Consider the following 19,951-nt stretch of genomic DNA (forward strand, 5'->3'; position numbering starts at 1 on the left):
TATACTCATCCTTACCGGCTGAACAGCTCTAGTGACAGACTGCCTTCCGGAAAAAGGATGACTTTTTTATTTACATTCCTTCTGCTTATTTGCTTGTTTATGCTCATTTTAACATCTATATCCATAATAAATCGTACATTTTCGATAATATTCGTGCAATAGTGCTTGTAATGCTCTTCCTATTCTCGTATAATAAAGCTATGAACGAATATGCTGACTACAGTTTGCATACCGCACCAGACACACACATACATAAGGATAAATACCTCTGATAAGCCATAAAGATAGGAGTTGAACAGACATGCTGTCAGCTGAAAGAAAGCTGTATATTCTAAAAAAACTGGAATCGGAACAGACGATACAGGTAAAACAGGTTGCCAAAGAGCTGCATGTATCGGAATCCTCCATACGCCGAGACCTTCTTGAGCTGGATGATGAAAATAAGGTTGACAGAATTTACGGGGGCGCTGTAAAAAAAGAACGGGAACGCATTCTGACAGATGAAGCGGAAATAAAAATGATGGAACGCATGTCCATTCATTATGATAAGAAGCTGCGGATTTGTAAAGCTGCCAGCACACTGGTAGAGGATGGGGAGTGTGTTTTTCTGGATGGTGGTACCAGTATTGTACCGATGATTCACTTTCTAAGCAGCAGACCGATTAAAATTGTGACAAACAATCACCTAATCGTACAGAATGTTCAGAATCCAAAGGCTAAAATCATTGTCATCGGTGGAGAATTCAATACGAAGTATCGAATGAGTGAGGGCAATGAAGCTCAAAATATGCTGCGTCTCTATAATTTTGACCGTGCCTTTATCGGCTGTGCCGGAGTTAGTTTGGGCATGAAGAAGGCTTTTACAGCCGAGATGGCCACAAGAGAGCTGAAGCGTATCGCTATGGAATTATCAAATCATAATTATCTTCTGATCGATGACAGCAAGCTGCACGTAAAGGGCTTTTGTACGTTTGCTCAGCTGGATGAATTTGAAGATGTTTTTATCAATCGCACGACAGGAATGGAAACACTTCCGGATCATTTCATTGCTGTCAAATAGCAGCTGTACTGCACCATTTCCATACAACAGCAAAGAGTAGTCCTATATGGATGCTCCACAAGCAGTTCATCATCCGGCTTATATTGCAGGAATACATCATTTCATTACATATATTCATATCTAAAAAAGCTTTAAGCTTTATCGAAGAGTCTGAACCGTTTATCTCCCGGAGGCTTTGAACTATCCATCATACTGTACTAAAAAATCATCGAAGCAGTATCGATGATTTTTTATATGATAGCAGCTCTTCCAAAGGGAGATTACAAACATGACAGTCGCTGTCTTGGAAAAGGAGATGTCTGTATTTCAGAAGGAAGCTGCATCATATTTAATTACATACATTTATCCATCAGGGATGCAACAATTCCTCTCTTTATCTGTCTTTCTTAATATGACAGACCCGGATCAAAGAATCCAACCAGAACTCCGGCAACAGCAATCACAACCATGAGTAGCATGATCTTGATCGGGCTGATTCCTTTTTTCGCCATCAGCCACCAGCAGCCCATAACAAACAGCAGAGTCAGAACGCCGGGAAATGCACCATCGAGCTTTTCCTGCAGTAGTACAGGTACTTCCTGAGTTCCTGTAACCTTTTCGATAACTTTAGAGCCTTCAATGACCATCTCTGTTTTATTCTGAATAGAAGTTGTCAGCTGTACAGCCGTTGTAATTGAAACCCAGGTGCCGGCCATGGCACCTACGATTACCTGACCCATTACAATGACAGATTCACGCAATGCAGTTGCCTGTTCGCCGACAATTACCTCCACAGCTGAACCGCCAAGCTCATAGCCCTTTCCATAAATCCATTTCTGAAATAAAATACTTGTGATATTCCATACGATAATATAGAACAGAGGACCAATCAGTGAGCCACCCTCTGAAAGCCCCAATGCGATACCCAGCAGTACCGGAATATAGGTGCCGACAATCAAAGAGTCACCAATGCCTGCAAGAGGTCCCATCAAACCGGCGCGAATACCATTGATCATCTCATCATCAATTTCTTCAGCACCGTTCGCACGTGCTTCTTCCAGACCAGCAGTTATGCCGACAACAATGGAACCAATCTGCGGCTCCGTGTTGAAGAATGGGTAATAGGTCTTCAGCTTTTCAGCCTGCTCATCCTTGGAGTCATACAGTTCCTGAACGATTGGCAGCATGGACCACATATAACCGAAGGTCTGCATGTGCTCATGAGAGAAGCATGTTAGATTTCCGTAAAACCAGCGCCAGAAGGATTTGGATAAAACTTTTTTCGAAAGCTTCTTCATATCAGATATCCTCCTCTTCATTTGTATTTGTCTTTGCACCTCTCAAACGAATCATCGTCATCTGATAATTGATCAGTGCGAATACAGCACCGACTGCAGTTGCCGCAATCAGAGTTAAATGCATGGATGCCGCAACCGTGAAGCCAAACAGGAAGAAAATCAAATCGGTTGCTTTGCTTACGACAGATTTCAGCAGTATTGCAATCCCTACCGCAGGCAGTAAGCTGCCGATAGTAAACAGCGATTTCATATACCAGGAATCCATTGGCAACGCCGTTTTAAAATCTGTAACAGCTCCAGCACCATAATAGGTAATCAGCATGACCGGAATAAAGGATACAAGAATATGCGAAATCAGCGGAAGTATCACATTGACCTTTGTTATGATACCAAAATCCTTTTTATCAAGTCTTGCCCATCCGATATGCTGCCAGACAAGATTCATCATAGCAGTTCCATAAAACTGTACCGTGCCGACCGTACCTACCAGTGCACCAATGGATCCGGCAAGTCCCAGTGCTTCCGGACCGCCAAGATCAAGCCCCTGTGATTTCGCTGTTGCATAGGCAAGCGGGATACCGATATACGATACTGCACGAAGATCGGCAGCAACGGTTCCTCCAGGTGTTACAACTGCGATATAGATAATCTGCATAGGAATAGCCAGTTTGATACAGCCCTCTACATCACCCAATATCAATCCGACAAATAATGAGGCAATCAACGGACGATTTAATGTATAGTTACCAATCGTCGTACCCAGTGCGGCAGGGATGGACGCTGCTGTACAGCTCATTAGACCCAGCAGTGCAGCCTGTACCCAAGTAATCATAACTTCATCTCCTTTTCTCTGCATAAAGCAGCTCAACAGCAAGTCATCCTTTCTCACAATTCACGGCCCCTACCTCTTGGAAAATCAGACCTGCTGTAATTACAAGGATATTATATTTATTTGTGTAATCGTTTACAAAACTATAAATAGCGATTTACTTATAAATGACATGCAGCCTTTTTATTATTTGCTCATTCTTGCGCGTTTGACAGCATTGCAGTTACAATTCTGCTTATTCAAAGCAGAAAAATGTTTGTTATTATAAAATAATATATTCGAAACTGTGATTTTATTTGGTATTTTCCATATTTAGCAAGCTTTTGTTTCTTGTTTATCTCATATTCTGATTAGTTTACTGTTTTTCAAAGGAAAACCATTCATTTCTCTAAATCGATACGAATACATAGCAGCTCTTCTTGTAAGCAGCCATTTTGTTTTAAAGGATTCGTATATCGATCAGCAATTGCATAGATACAATTGTATGTTCTTTTATAATATTCAGGTATGCAGTACGACATCTTTCATACTTTACAACCATACATACATTCACAGTACAGCTAATATAACATTTTATGTACAATATGTATGAGAGTTACCACACAGCTTTCCGGTATCGTGCTGCTGATAATATTTCCACAGTAAAAAAAGAGGCATCCCTATTTGCCTCTTTACTATATTCTTCGCTTCTTATCCGATATTAGTAATTATCTGTGGAAACCTTATTATCCAGACCTAAAACCACCGGTACAGACTTGTATCCGACACCCATGCGATCGATTCCCATATCGATCAGCTGCAGGAAATGTTCTCTGGTACGGATGCATCCGCTTCCCTTAACCTTACATTTACCGTCAACCTCTTCCATCATAACCTTAATGATTTCCGGTGTTGCTCCGTGTGATTCAAAGCCTGTAAGGAATCCGGTGCTGGTTTTTACAAAATCTGCCCCTGCATCGATACAGCATTTGCATGCTTTACGCACCTGTTCCTCATTGAGAGCATCTGTTTCAAAAATCACCTTGATTTCTCTGCCATATTTATGAGCAGCATCCGCACATGCTTTCAGATCCTTCGTGACTTCATCAAACTTACCGGAACGGATCAGACCGAAATTAGCAACGATATCCACTTCTTTTACAGTATCGTATTTTGCTACGATTTCAATCTGCTTCACTTTAGATTCTGTTGAGCTCGTCCCAAATGGGAAGTCACATACCGGACACAGCATTGTTTCGCTTCCCTTAACATATGGTTCACAAAGATCCATATATCCTGGATTGATACAGATTGTAGCACAGCCCAGCTCGACGCCGTCTTTTGTAAGAGCAATGATATCCTCCTCTGTAAATTCAGGTTTTAATACGGAATAATCAATATACTGTGCAAGCTCCTTTGTCGTCATTTCACATGCTTTTTTTGTTGGTTTCATTTTGTCACCTTTTACACCATAGTGCCCTTTCTTACAATCTAATTATAAGGCTGCAGCGAAACAAAATCAAGCATTTTCATTCATTTTTATATATACTATAAATGAATTTGAATGTTTTTGCTCATTTTAACCAGTATTTCTTATCAACAGGTAGATTAACAAACAATTATATTTCTTTCTATATACAATAATCACAAGCCTACACGCAGGATTCCGGGTGCGATAGGAATCCTATGGAAGCATGCTGAACCTGAAGAATCGCGTTTATCGCTATGCATAAGAAGGCAGTGCCCCAACACCAATAGTGCTATAAAATCACGGCTTAGAAATAAGCTGTATATCGTATAAAAAAACACGGATCTATGCCGTGTTTTCTTAATGACTTTCTCTTAGTAGTTTTTAGCTTCTTCAGCGAAGTGAGCTCCGGAGTATCCGCATACCGGACATGCCTTTGGTGCTGCAGTTCCTTCGTGACGGTATCCACAGATATCACATACCCATACAGTAGCTTCATCTTTCTCAAATACTTTACCGTTCTTCACGTTTTCCAGCAGCTTCAGGTAACGTTCTTCGTGGTGTTTTTCGATTTTAGCAACCTGCTCCATCTGGAATGCGATTTTAGCAAAGCCTTCTTCTTTTGCAGTTTCCGCAAATCCCTTGTACATGTCAGTCCACTCATAGTTTTCACCAGCAGCTGCATCCTCCAGATTTACTGCAGTTGTAGGAACCTTATCCTCATGCAGAGCCTTGAACCACAGCTTTGCGTGCTCCTGCTCATTGCGTGCAGTTTCTTCAAAGATATCAGCGATCTGCTCCATACCTTCTTCACGAGCCATCTGTGCGTAATATGTGTATTTGTTACGTGCCTGAGATTCACCGGCGAATGCTGCCATTAAGTTCTGTTCTGTCTTAGATCCTTTTAATTCCATGTTTTTTTCCTCCGTTTTTAACTTTACATTTTCTAATCAGTGTTCCTGATCCATACCATTCTGCTTTTTCAAGCAATCCTGGCAGATACCCTCTGCCATCATATTGTGTGTCTTGATTGGAAGTCCAGTCTGTTTTGACATTTCCTCGTTGAATGACTCAAGATAAGGAATATCCAAATCAAGGATGCGGTCGCACTTAATACAGTGCAGGTGATAGTGCGGTTTACAAGTTTTATCGTACTGATAACCATCTATAGGATGCGCAATCTTTTTGACTTCATGCATCTCACAGAGAATATTCAGATTTCGATAAATCGTTGCCAGACTGATTTTCTGGCCGCCGGCATTCATTTCCTGAAAGACCTGCTCCGGTGTGACATGACCATCTATCTGTTTCATATAGTTTAGTATCATATCACGCTGCTTGGAAGACTTTCTTATCATGTCAACCTCCAATCTTAAGAACCGTTCTTATTATATACCCGAAAAGTGAATCCGTCAATAGTTTTAAGAATAAAATTAAAAATAATTCTTAGTTTTATCATTGGAAGGAAAAGCGGTTATGCAATGCCTTCCTTTTTATGCAGCAGTACCACACACTGTGCCTGCACACCTTCCTCACGACCGACGAAGCCCAGCTTTTCCCCGCGTGTTGCCTTGATGCTAACCTGTTCCATATCACAGCACAGTGCCTCTGCGACATGCTTTCTCATTGCCGGAATATGCGGAGCCATTTTGGGTCGTTCAATCATGATCATGGCATCCAGATTACCGATTGCATATCCCTTTTCCTCCATAATCTTATATACCTGCCTCAGCATCCACAAAGAATTCATATCCTTATATCTTTCATCCGTATCCGGGAAATGCTTTCCCAAATCCCCCAGCGCCAGCGCCCCCAGAATACTCTCCGCTATTGCATGCAGCAGCGCATCCGCATCGGAATGCCCAAGCAGTCCCATCTCATGTTCAATTTCCACACCTCCCAGAATCAGCTTTCTTCCTTTTACCAGCTGATGTATATCTGTAGATTGCCCGATTCGTATCATACAGACACCTCCTTCTTATATTTATATAGTGTATCGCAGATTTCCGGAAGACGCAATTCATCCGTGTTTATTTCATAGGGAAACACAGTTAGTTTGTATTTCTTACTTTTTTGTAATTTGTAGAAAAATACTACAAAATGAAAGAACCTTATGGTATTATTAAACTATAATAAAAATAGTAAGGGAGAGAAACAAATGAAAAAATTAGCCGCACTGGTATTAAGTTTTGGTATGCTGTTTTCCATGGCTGCCTGCTCCGGTTCCAAGGTAAGTGACGACGCACTGGATAAGCTGGAATCCTCGGTAAAGAAATTCAGCGAGGTAAAAAATGCGAATTACTCTGCAGATATGGATATGACTGTAGATAAGGAAAATGCAAAGATTAAGCTGTATGGTGGTTTTATTTCAGAAACAAAGAAGCCTCTGCAGTTGAGCATGATCATGGATATGGAAGCAAGTGGACAGAAGCTGGAGAAATACATGCAGCTGTTTGTTAAGGACGATACCATGTACCTGAACATGATGGATATGATGAAACAGAAAACAAGTCTGAAGGATGCAATGGGTACTGCAAGTATTCCAAATGTAAATTTTGATGCGGATACCTTTAAAATGAACAAGGAAGACATGAAGAAATTCCTGAAGGAAGCATCTGTAAAGGGAAACGACCTGAAGCTTTCCTTCGATGTTGAAAAGCTGAACGAGGAAACAAAGAAAGAAACAGAGAAAAACAATGTTACGGATGCGAATGTAGAATTCAAGAAGCTGGATATGGATGTCACATTGAACAATGACTTCATGGAGAAAGCTGTCATTACCATGGAGATGACAAATACCAAGGGTGAGACCAAGCAGGAAATGAATGGTACGATATCTCTGACCGTAAAGGATATCAACAAGGTTTCCAGCATTGATTTCCCGGACTTCAAGGATTATAAGGAAGGCAGCATAGAATAACATGTAACGGCCGTTGAACTCTTAGCTTCGCGGCCTTTTTCTAAATAGAAAAGGGAGATGAGAAAATTGAAAAAAATACTGGCGATACTGACCTGTGCACTGATGGGTTTCACACTTGCAGCATGCAGCAGTAAGAACAAAATAAATGAGGATGCACTGGATGCGTATGCGAAGGCAGCAACAAACATTACAAAGATGAAATCCGCAGCCTATGATATGAAACTGCTCGTTGATGCAGATGATATGGATATGCATGCCAAGGTTACCATGGACGGAACGTATAATGCGGAAAAGAAGCTGCAGCTGGCTTTGCACATGGATGCCGCTGTAAATGGAATCGGACTCGATGATCTTGCATCATTTTATATGAAGGATGATGTTGTGTATGCAAACATCATGGAGATGGAAAAGGAATACAATGAATTGGATGATCAGCTGCTGAACAAGCTGAAGCTTGATAAGGAAACCGGTGATCCGAAAAAGAATGTTGAAAAGAGCTTTGAAGAAATGACGATGGAGGAAAAGGATGGCAGAAAGGTCATCACGGCTGTCATGAATAAAGACGGTCTGAGTGCCGCAAAGGATTATGCTAATAAATCCATTGATGATGATACCTTTAAACTCGGGAATGGCATTAAAGTCACCGGTATACGTGAAGGCTCCTATATTTTCACAGTGAATAACCAGAATCAGTTTGAGCGTATAGAAATGAAGGTCGCAGCGTCCTATGAACTGGACGATGAGGACGAAAAAAAGAAAGCAGTTGATATGACGATCAGCCTCGTAGTGAATCTGAACGATATCAATCAAGTAAATAAAATTGATTTTCCATCCTTTAAAGACTACAAAAAGGCAGATAGCAGGAAATCGGAAGCAAATGACCTGCTAAATGAATTAAGTAATGAAAATGCACTTTGATATATTGCATTTTACATTTATTTCTGATATGATGTACAGGCTTATAAGGGAGTAGTTAGCTCACATTTGAGTAGTTAGGTCAACATAATGATTCACAGTGAATCTGGCTTAAGTATTAAATAACGAGACTTATGCGTGTGTTTTTCACGTATGAGTCTCTTTTTCATTCAGGAGGATAAGGGTATGAGTTTATTTTCTATTTTTATGATCGGTATCGGGCTGAGTATGGATGCATTTGCGGTCAGCATCGCAAGAGGTATGACAATGAAGAAAGAAGATCTTCTGCGTTATGCACTCACGCTGGGTTTTTTCTTTGGTGTTTTCCAGGCTGTTATGCCATTGATCGGCTGGTGGGCAGGAAGCTATTTTCAGGAGTTCATCGCTTCCATCGACCACTGGATTGCATTTGGTCTGCTGGCCATCATCGGAGGGAACATGATACGGGAGTCCCTTCGTGGAGAAGAAGAGGCCTGTGAAGATAAATCTCTGACTTTAAAAACCATTCTGATTCTGGCTGTAGCGACCAGCATTGATGCACTTGCTGTCGGTATCAGCTTTGCATTTCTACAGGTACATATCTGGACAGCGATTACAGTTATTGGTGTTACAACCTTTGTGCTCAGCTTCATCGCCGTCTATCTTGGAAACCGCCTTGGTGATCTTTTAGAGAAATATGCCGGCATTCTGGGAGGTATCATTCTGATACTGATTGGTACAAAGATTCTTCTGGAGCATCTGTTTGGGTAGAAATACCTGTTGATGCTCCCTTTTCTATGATTTTATGATAAAATTATACGTACATGAATGGAGGAATGTATATGAAGCAGCCACTGGCTTTTCGGATGCGGCCGCAGCATCTGGATGATATCATCGGACAGCAGCACCTGATTGATGAAGGCAAAGTTCTTCGCAGATGTGTTCTTGAAAAGCGCTTATTCTCCATGATTTTCTATGGACCTCCCGGTACCGGTAAAACAACACTGGCTATGGTGCTCGCAAACGAGCTGGAGCTTCCGTTTCGCATGTTTAATGCAGTAACCGGAAATAAGAAGGATCTGGAAACCATATTTCAGGAGGCAAAGTTTTACGAGGGACTGATCGTGATCATTGATGAGGTGCATCGGTTGAACAAGGATAAGCAGGACCTTCTGCTCCCACATGTGGAAAACGGTAATATCACCCTGATCGGCGCAACCACCAGCAATCCGCTGCATGCCATCAATCCCGCCATCCGTTCCCGCTGTCATCTGTTTGAAATCAAGCAGGCGCAGCAGGAGGATATCGAACAGGCTCTGATGAAAGCCATTCATCATCAGGACGGCCTCAATGACAGTGTTCAGATTGAGGAGGAAGCACTGCATATCATAGCGCGTCACAGCAATGGAGATATACGATATTCACTCAACATTCTTGAAATCTGTGCACTTGCAAGTGACGGTGTCATCACACAGGAGCTTGTTTCACAATATTCCCAGTTTCCGAATATGAGCATGGACAGCGATGGAGACGGTTATTATGATGTATTAAGCGGATTCCAGAAATCCATTCGGGGAAGTGATGTAGATGCTGCCCTGTATTATCTGGGTATCATGATCGAGGCGAATGATATGGACAGTATCGAGCGTAGACTGCTCGTTACCGCATATGAAGATATCGGTCTGGGAAATCCTGCAGCAGTGGCACGGTGTGCAACGGCAATTGATGCCGCAAAACGTGTAGGCTTTCCGGAGGCCCGCATTATCCTGGCCGTAGCCGTGATAGATCTGACTCTATCACCAAAGTCAAAGAGTGCAGAGCATGCAATCGATGCAGCAATGAGTACACTGCGCCATACCTCCTACAGTGTCCCGGATTATCTTCGATTTACACCGGTCAATATGGATGATGATGAAAAATATGATTATGAACGTAGTGATCTATGGAATCGTATCCAGTATCTGCCGGACAGATTGAAAAACAAGCATTTCTATGAACCGGAGCTGACATCCTCCTACGAAAAAATACTGGCGCAGAATCTGGAAAAGCTGCGCAAGGTACCACGTACGAGCAATCTGAAAGCATTGAAAAAGCAAAACAGTCGATAATGGCAATAGTATTGTTATCCTCACGAAGCTGTTCTGCATAGTTCTTACTTTCTTCTGCAGAATGCAACATCTAATACTTAAAGCAATCCTCCTGCATTCCCATATGCAATACGCTAGCCAGCTGCCGCAATGAGATCATCAGATTTATATGTCATTTTGAAAAAGGGTGAAATTCATCTTTTTTTGATATCCCATCAGCAAGAAGCAGGCAGCCGCCAATAATTTAAAAGGTAGAAGGCAGGCTGTCAGAATATACTTCAGCATAAAAAAACGATATAATCCCTGTTATATCGCAGTACGCATTCTTTCCCTCAATAATCTAATACTAGTCAAAATATTTCAGATAGTGTTTCAGGTCGCTGTGACTCTTGAATCCATGCTGACTCAGCAGCTTGAAAAGATTTTTTCTTCTGACATTCGCAGTCATACGAAGACCGCAATATCCGTTTTTACGTACTCTGGCCTCAAATACATCATAAATCTGACGCACCTCTTCATTGTCCGCGTAATCATCACTGACTACCAGAGCCACAATATTGACCAGCTTATCTGAATACAGTGTTTCATAAGGCGATCCGTGAATATAACCAACAACTCTGCCTTCATCCTCCGCAACGGTGATAAAGTCACTTCCCGTTTCCAGTATGGAAATGATACGCTCATACACCTTATCCTCATCATAGGAATACCCCAGCTTTTCATTCAGTGCATGGATGTCCTTATAATCTTCCGGTTTGATTCTTCTAAACTCCATAGCAATGCTCCTTTCCATTTCAGCTTTAGTCTATCATAGAATTGCCGTGATTGTAACAGTTTCTAATACAATTCTTGCCACATTTCTCACCTTTATACCGCATGTATAAATATTTGTTCTCTGGGGATGCTGTAAGTGTTGAAGCTGCCGCATGCAGTTTACGATGACAACAGCTACTATATGAAAGAAAGGCAGATGATATGACATGGTACTTTTAATATTCGCCGCCGCAGGGATACTTTTACTGTTTTATTTGTTTACAAGAAAAAGCGAACAGCCGGTTCAGAAGGTAAATATTCAGGCAGATATACAGCATGATGAAGAAGCAGAGATATTTCTGGCCGGCGGGTGCTTCTGGGGTGTACAGAAATTCTTATCCTCCCTTGAAGGCGTCCGCTTTACGGAGTGCGGATATGCGAACGGAACGAGTGATAATCCAAGCTATGAGGATGTCTGTACAAAGGATACGGGCTTTGCAGAGTGTGTACATGTCCTGTATGATAAAAACGTGCTTACGCTGGAGGAGCTTTTGAATCAGTTTTACACCATCATCGACCCGGTATCCGTAAATCGTCAGGGAAATGATACCGGCTCTCAGTATCGCACCGGTATTTATTATACCAATCCAAAGGATGCCGATGTTATACAGCAGTCTTTGGACAAGCTTCAGAAATCCTATGATCAGCCGCTTGCTGTTGAATATCAGTCTCTTGAAAATTTCTATTCCGCAGAGACCTGTCATCAGGATTATCTGGATAAGCATCCGGATGGTTACTGTCATATACCCGCCTGGAAATTTGAAAGGAAGGAAGCGGCAGAGCCCCACCGTTTCCCGTTGCCGGAGAAGCAGGAGCTAAAGCAGAGACTGAGTGCAGAGCAATTTGCAGTAACACAGGAAAACGCGACAGAGCGACCTTATCGAAATGCTTACTGGGACACCTTTGAAAAAGGAATCTATGTCGATATTGTCAGTGGAGAACCGCTATTTCTTTCTACGGATAAGTTTGTTTCCGGTTGCGGATGGCCGAGCTTTACCAGACCGATTCAGAAAGACCTGATAAAAGAAAAAAGTGATATAAGTGGAGGTATGCGTCGAACAGAGGTACGCAGTGCACATTCCGACGCGCATTTGGGACATGTGTTTGATGACGGTCCGCAGCATTGCGGTGGGATGCGTTATTGTATCAACAGTGCGGCATTGAAGTTTATTCCCATCTTTGAGATGGAGGAAAAGGGATATGGTGATTATCTGGTGCTTATACAGCAGGAAAACCAGCAGTCTGCTGAATGAGGTATGCATTTTTCGCACGATACAAAAAAGAACAGGAGAGTATGCTTACGTTCAAAATCGGAATAAGGTAATTCTAGGCTATCAGTCACTATTAGAATTACCTTTTTTATAATATCCGAGAGTGAATCAGAGCCTGCTTCATGTTCTTTTTCTAAATGTATGTTCACATACCTGTTCGTTTTTTCGCTGTTTCTTTTCTACAGTGTTGTTCCTTATACTTTCAACCGCTTTCATCAGAAAAATGAAACCGCTTATATTTATAAATTACGGTTTTCGCAATCACCTGTAAGAAAGTTTATTTATAGAAATTACTTTGATAACCATAGCTGGAAACATACCATTTCATACAGCAGCAACTAGAAATCATATAATATAAAATAATTTTATGCAGTCCGTCTCCGCTTATATTTCCTATGCGCGTTCCTTTATTATAATTTTTTATCACTGCAATTCATCGCAGTCATGCCCAGCTCAAGTCATTTTATCAGGTGTCATAAGCAATCATTTCTTTATCCTCACATTGCCTTTCACATTTCTCTTGTCATTTTTCTCGCCCGAACAATCAGAAAGCTTGGTTTGATTAACTCTTTTATCATACCCGGACATTCCTGCAGCGCATGTTCATCCGGCAGCGTTTCCACCATATCTTCTACAAAAAAACCAGTGTGTGCAAGCGTGGTGATGATGGTTCCCATCATGCGATGATAGTTTTCCACATTGTCAACATACCAGAAGCCGCTCCTCTTTCCTTCCCTTCCATAATCAGAAAAGGTATAGGAAATACAATCTCCATGCGCATCGTGATTATAGTGACCCTTTCCATCATAGGTCGCAGTTATAATTGGATGCATTTGTGAAAACAGAAGGATGCCACCCGGTCGTAACAGCTTATAAATATCATGTACCAGGGCAGGGAAATCTTCAGCATAATGGAAGGCTAAAGAGCTGTACACAAGATCATAGCTATTGTTTAAGGTGCCAAGCTCCGCCATATCCATTCGCATATATGTAATTACAGGATGTGCATAGTTTCTTCTTGCTTCTTTCAGCATTTTTTCTGAGATATCGATCCCGGTTACATGTGCAGCGCCGTTTTCTGCAAAATGAAGACAGTTATGCCCATAACCACATCCGATATCCAATATCGCCTTACCTTTACTATCCGGCATCAGCTTCTGCATCTTTGGCTGCTCCATAAAATCATTATAGTTTTTCCTATGCAGACGTAAATCCATATACGCAGAAAAAAATTCATCATTATCGAAAATATTTTGCGTCATTTCACATTCCTCCTTCTTTCCTCTATGATTTTTCGTGACCGCTCCGCCTGTATTTTCAAAATGCCGTTTTTTTCTGCATATGCCTGAACAAACGCTTCACTTTTTTCACAGGTAAAGGCAGACATGCAAAGAAGCAGCTTCCACAGAATCAAAGAGTCTTTCTTCCATTTTTCAGCCAGCTGCAAAAGTGAATCACAGATTTGTGGTGAAGCGACATCCGGGTGATAAAAGGCCATAAACCCTATAGCGTCCAAAGCCTCACTTACTTTTGCTTTATCGTCACCTTCTGTAACAGCTACTAAAACAGAGGCTGTACATGGATTCATTTTTCCCATACAGCGCGCTATAATATCCCGCGGAAGTGGATAGGATTTTTTTGCGGATACTGTCTCGGGAACTGTTTTATACTGGTTTGTCCCTATCCTTCCCAGATACAGAGCCATTTTTTCAGCTGTTCTTTGATCACCTGCCTCAAGCGTTTCACAAATTGCTATCCGCGTGTATAAGCACTTCTCCTTTTCCAGCTGCTGAAGAAGCTCATCAGCAGCCTGCTCCACATCTTTTTTCAGGCTGATTGCTGCGGCACTTCTTATCCATGCCGTTTCATGTGATAGCAAAAGTATACGCTTCTTCACTTCCAAGGATGACAGCTCTTCTATATCATCCGATGATGCCTTTCCCCGCTTTCGCAATTGCTCCTCTGTACTTTTCATACACATACCCCTTCGATAAAAAGACACTGTACAGTGTCTTTCAGCCTATTTGTTTTTATATTTTTTTGAAGTTTCCGTACTTACAACCGTATAAGTAAACATCTTATAGTTGTAAATGGTTTTTGTATATTCGATTGGATTATTATTCAAATCATACGCCGTATTATAAACAATCAGAGCAGGACCTGACTTTGCCTGCAACAGAATATGTGCGTCTTCACCGCGAATGCTGTCTGCCCGAATGTCATCTCTTGCCCATGATAAATCCAGGTGATAATGCTCATAGAAAACATCATATAAAGAAAAGCTTTCAAAGTTGAACATTTCAAGACCCGGACAGTATAATGCATTGATATGCGCATATTCTACAGCGATTGCTTCATCATTCGCATAACGGATCCTATGCAGAAAATAGACTTCATCCGTTTCCTTCAGATTCATTGCCTCACGTATATGCTCATCCGGTTTTATCCTTTCCAGATGCAGCACCTTACTATGGCATTTCAATCCTTTTCGCTCCATGAGTTCTGTAACGCCCAGTATTTCCTTGCTTCTTTGAATCATCAAATCCATTACAAACGCACCACGGCCACGATCAATGCGTACCACTCCCTGCTGCTCCAGCTTTTGCAGGGCATGTCGGATGGTCATTCTGCTTGCGCCAAAGCGCTCCTGCAGCTCCCGCTCAACGGGCAGTTTATCTCCCTGCTTATATATTTCCTGTCGTATTTCCTGATGAATCGCATCTGCAATTTCCAAATATTTAGGCTTACTCTCTTTCATTTACCTCACCTCATTGTATGTTAATCCTATTATAACAAATAAATCAGTATTTGTATGTACCTTACAGGATAATATATCTTGAGTAGCAATTGTCTATACAAAGCATCCTTCATAGTGTATATTTATTTCCTATCAGCAAAGATATCATACTCACTTTACAGTATGGAAAAAGGCCCATCACACAACGATTGGACCTAAAGAAGCTTCTCTCACATCACATTGCAAGAACCTTATTCCATTTTTCTTCAATAACAGGAATCCCGTTTTTCCTATGCTCCTCCATTGTTCGCCATTCCGGTTCACCCGGATATAAAACAGGCCTTGCTTCATCGATCGGCTTGGATGCCTTGATATAAGCGAGGATACCATCCACAATGGCATCGGTCTGCTCTTCAGTATTTGCCTTCGATGGGTCTATAGCAATCATCATCTGAGATAGTCCTATCTCATCTTCAAAGGTCCCGATTGTATGCACCGCATTCCCGGCTGTCAGCACACTTGCGATCATATCCAGTGCAATCGAAATCCCGCTCCCCTTCCAGAAGCCCATGGGCAGCACTCTTTTTGTTTTGTATATTTCACCGGGATTCCTTGTAATCTGTCCGCTTGTATCATATCCGCCAGGCACCGGAAGCTGCAAGCCCTTCAGCCTGTAATCCTCTAACTTTCCATAGGAGAACTGAGACATTGCACAGTCGATTACAACATGTTGCCCATTGCTGCGCGGAATTGCAAATACCAGTGGATTATTTCCGATTCTCTGATCCTCACCACCCCATGCAGGCATATTCGGCTTTGTATTTGACCAGCAGATACCGATGCACCCGGCATCCGCTGCCTGAAACCCATAGCTCCCACCACGCATCCAGTGATTGTTATTGGCCAGTGCTACCATACCAATGCCATACTGCTTTGCCAGCTCACAGGCTCTTTCCATAGCCTGTCTGGCATTCAGGGGACCAAAACCGCGATGTCCGTTCCAGCGTTCATACGCTCCAAGCTGTAGCTCACAGGTTGCCTTGATATCAGGATCTATTTCTCCCTTCTCCAAATACTCCACAACCTTTGGAAAACGATTTAATCCATGCGAATAGACCCCTGCCAGACTATTCTGTGCAAAGATTGCCGCAGCAGCCTCTGCTCTGTCCTCCTGAAACCCCTTCTTCATTAAAACACGTTTGAATATCTGCAGCATTGTATCATAACTTACACGCATAATAAGTACATTCCTCCTCACGGTACTTTGATTGTTGCGTTTCCTGGTTTCCATATTTGGTTCTATGTACTCGCTCTATGTTCTTAGTTGCTCTTAAACGAGCACGGCTGTCAGCCCATGATGATTTCCTTTAGCTGATCTCCTTCATTTTTATAAAAATCCTTAAGGATACGCAAATCTGTTCCCAGTGCAAAATCACGAACGCCAAGCTCATAATAATAGGCCGCATCCGCTGCATTCCGTATTTCTACACGGATGCGTTTTCCATATCGAAGTGCTGTTTCGATTACATATTTTTCAACCTCTTTGACCTCATCCGGATGTACGCTTTTGTCAAACCCGGAATTCATGGAGAAATCAGCAGGACCGAACTGCAGGAAATCGACCTCCTCCACCTGACAAATCTCTTCCAGATTGTGTACTGCCTCAACCTTTTCTATCATAAAGCCCTTAACGATATCACAAACATCCCGTGCGTAATCCATCTGACTGGACAGATTGGCATTGCGTATCCAGCGTCTGTTCACAAAGCCAAGAGCGCCTCCATCCGGTGTAGCCGGTGTAATTTGCCGGATGGTCTCTCTCACCTCTGCCGCTGTTGTATGATCGGTGAACAGGATTCCCTCAAAACCGGATGCCATAGCCTTTTGCGCCACATATATACGATTGTGATAGTCCGGCTTTATAATCATGGAAATATTGTGCAGCTCTGCTGCGCGTGCCATGTTCTCCAGGTCGTAATGGTCAAATGGGGCATATTCCGCCAGGAATTCCACATAATCATACAGCTCGTTGCTGCCGATGATTTCAATAAGCTGCGGCCATGTAAAATCGATACGGGTTGCGACGATAACTTCTTTTTCCATTAATTTCTTTCTTAACTGATTTATCATATTGTTTTTCCTTTCCTGCAGAGCTCTTCTGCTATCGTTACTTTTTGATTCTTTAACACTGTGTGCGATATCCCTGCTGTCATGGTAATCAGACGCATCAGCTGGTAACCGGTTTCCTCCAGATATTCCTCTGTATGTGCCAGTGCCTCATGGAGTGGATAGATTCCCTGCTGTATGGTGAAAATGCCTTGGAAATATGTAGTAAGTGCTATACAATCCACTTCCCTCTGCCCGCATACGGCAAGCACAGGAATGCCTTCCTTCTTCGCTGCCTGCGCAATACGTATCGGAAGCTTTCCCTGCAGGGTCTGATGATTCATCTGTCCCTCTCCCGTAATCACCAGATCTGCTGTATGCAGTCTTTGCTCCAGACGGACATAACGGTTGATCAGCTCATAGCCAAAGGTTAATTCCGCACCGAGTATGTGCAGTCCTGCAGCACAGCCGCCACCTGCACCGCAGCCTTCCTGCATAAGATTTCTTGCGCTTCGCTGCTCCAGTAGATGAAGCTGCTGTTCAAGCTTGTGCATCTGCATGGCATTTGCCCCCTTCTGTGCAGAATAGGTAAGCACACAGCCCTCTTTTCCATACAGTGGTGCACAAACATCACAGCCTACAAGAAGCTTCATATCACCGAGCTTCTTTCTTACGGTCTGAAAGGCTTCTTCATCCCAGTGATCAAAAGCAAACAGAGGATTGCAATCGTCAGGCAGCACATTTCCCATTTGGTCATACAGCCTGATGCCCAGTCCCTGTAGGACACCAAGACCACCATCGGTTGTGATTGTTCCGCCGAGAAACAGCAGTACCTTGTGAATCGCATGGCCGTGCAGCTGATTAAGAAGCTCACCGAGTCCATAGGTTGATGCAGTGGCAGCAGTGGCACTGGAAACCTCGCAGTTATGCAGCCCGAAGATATCCGCGGCCTCCACAGCACAGCACAGGCTTTCCCCCTCTTTAAACAGCAGTGTGCGCACGGTTATTCGTTGATGAAAGGCATCCCGGCATTGCCATGTCTTGTATTCCCCCTTTACACAGGCTGCCAGTGCATGGACGCTGCCCTCTCCTCCATCCGCTACACTGCAAACCGTCGTCTGATGTCCGCTTGTCCGCAAGATTCCTCTTTCCAGAGCCTTTCCTGCTCGTTCAGAGGACAGCGCGCCTTTGAATGAATCCATCGCTATTAGAACGTTCATGTTCATCTCCTTTCCCCTTACAATATAATTCTAATATGCAGATAGGAATAATCATATGTGTTATAATACAAATATAACCATGATTTTATTACATATTTTTGTGATATAGAACAGGAGAACTTATGAAAATTTCTGAAGAGCTAGCAAAGATTATCGTTGATAATATCCATGAAGTCATCCCTGAGGAAATCAATTTCATAAATGCGGACGGTCTGATTATCGCCAGTACAGATCCAAAGCGTATGCATCGTCTGCATACCGGCGCGCTCAGTGTTATTCGAAACCGCGAGCAGCTGAGCGTGCAAAACGATACACAATATTACGGTGCACGTAAGGGAATCAATATGCCGGTATTCTTTGATGATGAAATTATCGGTGTGATTGGCATTACAGGTGAGGAACAGGATGTTATCGGCTATGCGAAAATCCTGCAGAAGATGACACAGATTCTTGTCAAGGATGCATATTATCGTGACATCCGTCATCAGAAGCGTTCCAGTGACAGGATTCTGATTGAGCGTGTGCTGAGCGGGAATTTTGAGAATGAATCCTTATTTCAAAATGACAATCTGACACAAAGGAGTCCAAGACTGATTGTATGTGCAAAGATTGACGGACAGCTGAAGGATGAGCAGATCGACCGTATACACCGTCTGCTGGAGGCTATTCCCTTTTCCACCTATATTGAGAAAAAGGCGTTGTATGTGCAGGAGCTGATTTTCATTATCCCTGCACAGAACAGGATGTATATCCATCAGTGGATCGGAAGTATCCGGGAGATATGTCCGCATGCGATTTTCTGGGGAATCGGCACTGTGACTGAGAAAATCAGCGATTTGCCGCTTTCGTATAGCAGAGCAAAAACAGCTGCCCTCTGGGGCAGCGGGATCAGCGGGCACAGTGTTTCCTGTTATGAGGATATCGGGGTCGGTATGCTGCTGCCGCATATCAATGAGCTGGAGAGAGCATATTACCTGAAGCATCTATTCAAGGATTGCAGTGCTGAGCGAATTGCGGAAATCATGATGGTTTTATCCCTGTATGAGGAGCATAACGGCAGCATTCTTCATTGTGCAAAAGCCTGCAATATGCATCGGAACTCCTTTCAGTATAAGCTTCTGCAAATACGCAAGCAGACCGGTCTGGATCCGAGAAGCCTTCATGATTATGTGCTGCTGAAGCTTGCTGTTGTGCTGTACCAATTTCAGCAAAATACACCGCATTCCTAAACGAAAACCTGTTCATGCAAATGATATTTATGAGAAAAGCACGCCTTGACTCTTTGGAGTT

The 19,951-nt window shown here is 42.6% G+C and carries 20 protein-coding genes; 7 read left to right on the plus strand and 13 right to left on the minus strand.

Features of this window, described 5'->3' with window-relative positions:
* Positions 1 to 301 precede the first annotated feature (301 nt).
* Positions 302 to 1,060, plus strand: a complete 759-nt coding sequence (locus KSZ58_RS17560; RefSeq protein WP_008816222.1) for a DeoR/GlpR family DNA-binding transcription regulator — start codon at positions 302 to 304, stop codon at positions 1,058 to 1,060.
* A gap of 386 nt (positions 1,061 to 1,446) precedes the next feature.
* Here KSZ58_RS17560 and KSZ58_RS17565 read toward each other — a convergent pair whose 3' ends face one another.
* The 6 genes from KSZ58_RS17565 to ispF form a co-directional block, all read right to left on the minus strand.
* Positions 1,447 to 2,337 (minus strand): PTS system mannose/fructose/sorbose family transporter subunit IID, encoded by an 891-nt coding sequence (locus tag KSZ58_RS17565; protein WP_002606492.1) that lies wholly within the window; start codon positions 2,335 to 2,337, stop codon positions 1,447 to 1,449.
* A gap of 1 nt (position 2,338) precedes the next feature.
* Positions 2,339 to 3,169 (minus strand): PTS sugar transporter subunit IIC, encoded by an 831-nt coding sequence (locus KSZ58_RS17570; protein ID WP_022299977.1) that lies wholly within the window; start codon positions 3,167 to 3,169, stop codon positions 2,339 to 2,341.
* A 697-nt stretch (positions 3,170 to 3,866) separates the two neighbouring features.
* Positions 3,867 to 4,598, minus strand: coding sequence for a deoxyribose-phosphate aldolase (deoC, locus tag KSZ58_RS17575; protein WP_002606494.1), 732 nt, complete (start codon positions 4,596 to 4,598; stop codon positions 3,867 to 3,869).
* Between the two features lie 389 nt (positions 4,599 to 4,987).
* Positions 4,988 to 5,527: a rubrerythrin gene (gene rbr, locus KSZ58_RS17580; protein WP_002606495.1), complete on the minus strand. Its 540-nt coding sequence runs from the start codon at positions 5,525 to 5,527 to the stop codon at positions 4,988 to 4,990.
* 36 nt (positions 5,528 to 5,563) lie between these two features.
* On the minus strand, positions 5,564 to 5,971 hold the full coding sequence (locus KSZ58_RS17585; RefSeq protein ID WP_002606496.1) for a transcriptional repressor: 408 nt from the start codon (positions 5,969 to 5,971) through the stop codon (positions 5,564 to 5,566).
* 116 nt (positions 5,972 to 6,087) lie between these two features.
* Positions 6,088 to 6,576 carry a 2-C-methyl-D-erythritol 2,4-cyclodiphosphate synthase gene (ispF, locus tag KSZ58_RS17590; RefSeq protein ID WP_008816219.1) on the minus strand — a complete coding sequence of 163 codons (489 nt, stop codon included), beginning with the start codon at positions 6,574 to 6,576 and terminating at the stop codon, positions 6,088 to 6,090.
* A 195-nt stretch (positions 6,577 to 6,771) separates the two neighbouring features.
* On the opposite strand from ispF, the gene KSZ58_RS17595 reads away from it, so the two are divergent.
* The 4 genes from KSZ58_RS17595 to KSZ58_RS17610 all read left to right on the plus strand — a co-directional run bounded on the left by KSZ58_RS17595 (position 6,772) and on the right by KSZ58_RS17610 (position 10,535).
* A complete protein-coding gene (locus KSZ58_RS17595) occupies positions 6,772 to 7,533 on the plus strand; it encodes a DUF6612 family protein (protein WP_002606498.1) in 762 nt (253 codons plus the stop codon).
* A gap of 57 nt (positions 7,534 to 7,590) precedes the next feature.
* Positions 7,591 to 8,451, plus strand: coding sequence for a hypothetical protein (locus KSZ58_RS17600; RefSeq protein WP_227761509.1), 861 nt, complete (start codon positions 7,591 to 7,593; stop codon positions 8,449 to 8,451).
* 183 nt (positions 8,452 to 8,634) lie between these two features.
* Positions 8,635 to 9,198, plus strand: coding sequence for a manganese efflux pump MntP family protein (locus tag KSZ58_RS17605; RefSeq protein ID WP_008816217.1), 564 nt, complete (start codon positions 8,635 to 8,637; stop codon positions 9,196 to 9,198).
* Positions 9,199 to 9,269: 71 nt separating this feature from the next.
* Positions 9,270 to 10,535: a replication-associated recombination protein A gene (locus tag KSZ58_RS17610; RefSeq protein ID WP_217752835.1), complete on the plus strand. Its 1,266-nt coding sequence runs from the start codon at positions 9,270 to 9,272 to the stop codon at positions 10,533 to 10,535.
* Positions 10,536 to 10,860: 325 nt separating this feature from the next.
* On the opposite strand, the gene KSZ58_RS17615 is transcribed toward KSZ58_RS17610, so the two are convergent.
* Positions 10,861 to 11,289, minus strand: coding sequence for a GNAT family N-acetyltransferase (locus KSZ58_RS17615; RefSeq protein WP_008816215.1), 429 nt, complete (start codon positions 11,287 to 11,289; stop codon positions 10,861 to 10,863).
* Positions 11,290 to 11,494: 205 nt separating this feature from the next.
* Here KSZ58_RS17615 and msrB point away from each other — a divergent pair, with 205 nt between their 5' ends.
* Positions 11,495 to 12,580: a peptide-methionine (R)-S-oxide reductase MsrB gene (gene msrB / locus KSZ58_RS17620; protein ID WP_008816214.1), complete on the plus strand. Its 1,086-nt coding sequence runs from the start codon at positions 11,495 to 11,497 to the stop codon at positions 12,578 to 12,580.
* Positions 12,581 to 13,107: 527 nt separating this feature from the next.
* On the opposite strand, the gene KSZ58_RS17625 is transcribed toward msrB, so the two are convergent.
* The 6 genes from KSZ58_RS17625 to KSZ58_RS17650 all read right to left on the minus strand — a co-directional run bounded on the left by KSZ58_RS17625 (position 13,108) and on the right by KSZ58_RS17650 (position 18,661).
* Complete coding sequence (locus KSZ58_RS17625; RefSeq protein ID WP_009270010.1) at positions 13,108 to 13,860, minus strand: class I SAM-dependent methyltransferase; 753 nt, start codon at positions 13,858 to 13,860, stop codon at positions 13,108 to 13,110.
* The gene (locus tag KSZ58_RS17630; RefSeq protein WP_008816211.1) at positions 13,857 to 14,573 is read right to left on the minus strand and encodes a hypothetical protein; all 717 of its coding nucleotides are present in this window, start codon (positions 14,571 to 14,573) and stop codon (positions 13,857 to 13,859) included. Before KSZ58_RS17630 ends, KSZ58_RS17625 begins: the two co-directional genes overlap by 4 nt.
* A gap of 45 nt (positions 14,574 to 14,618) precedes the next feature.
* Positions 14,619 to 15,356 (minus strand): GntR family transcriptional regulator, encoded by a 738-nt coding sequence (locus KSZ58_RS17635; RefSeq protein WP_002606518.1) that lies wholly within the window; start codon positions 15,354 to 15,356, stop codon positions 14,619 to 14,621.
* 214 nt (positions 15,357 to 15,570) lie between these two features.
* Positions 15,571 to 16,572, minus strand: coding sequence for a 3-dehydro-L-gulonate 2-dehydrogenase (yiaK, locus tag KSZ58_RS17640; protein WP_217752836.1), 1,002 nt, complete (start codon positions 16,570 to 16,572; stop codon positions 15,571 to 15,573).
* Positions 16,573 to 16,682: 110 nt separating this feature from the next.
* Positions 16,683 to 17,465 carry an HpcH/HpaI aldolase/citrate lyase family protein gene (locus KSZ58_RS17645; RefSeq protein WP_009588446.1) on the minus strand — a complete coding sequence of 261 codons (783 nt, stop codon included), beginning with the start codon at positions 17,463 to 17,465 and terminating at the stop codon, positions 16,683 to 16,685.
* The gene (locus KSZ58_RS17650) at positions 17,462 to 18,661 is read right to left on the minus strand and encodes a glycerate kinase (protein WP_008816207.1); all 1,200 of its coding nucleotides are present in this window, start codon (positions 18,659 to 18,661) and stop codon (positions 17,462 to 17,464) included. The genes KSZ58_RS17645 and KSZ58_RS17650 overlap by 4 nt, the downstream gene beginning before the upstream one ends.
* Positions 18,662 to 18,783: 122 nt before the next feature.
* Here KSZ58_RS17650 and KSZ58_RS17655 point away from each other — a divergent pair, with 122 nt between their 5' ends.
* Positions 18,784 to 19,890: a sugar diacid recognition domain-containing protein gene (locus tag KSZ58_RS17655; RefSeq protein WP_217752837.1), complete on the plus strand. Its 1,107-nt coding sequence runs from the start codon at positions 18,784 to 18,786 to the stop codon at positions 19,888 to 19,890.
* Positions 19,891 to 19,951: the final 61 nt, after the last annotated feature.

The sequence above is a fragment of the Erysipelatoclostridium sp. DFI.2.3 genome, from assembly GCF_019132535.1.
Lineage (GTDB): Bacteria > Bacillota_I > Bacilli_A > Erysipelotrichales > Erysipelotrichaceae > Clostridium_AQ > Clostridium_AQ innocuum.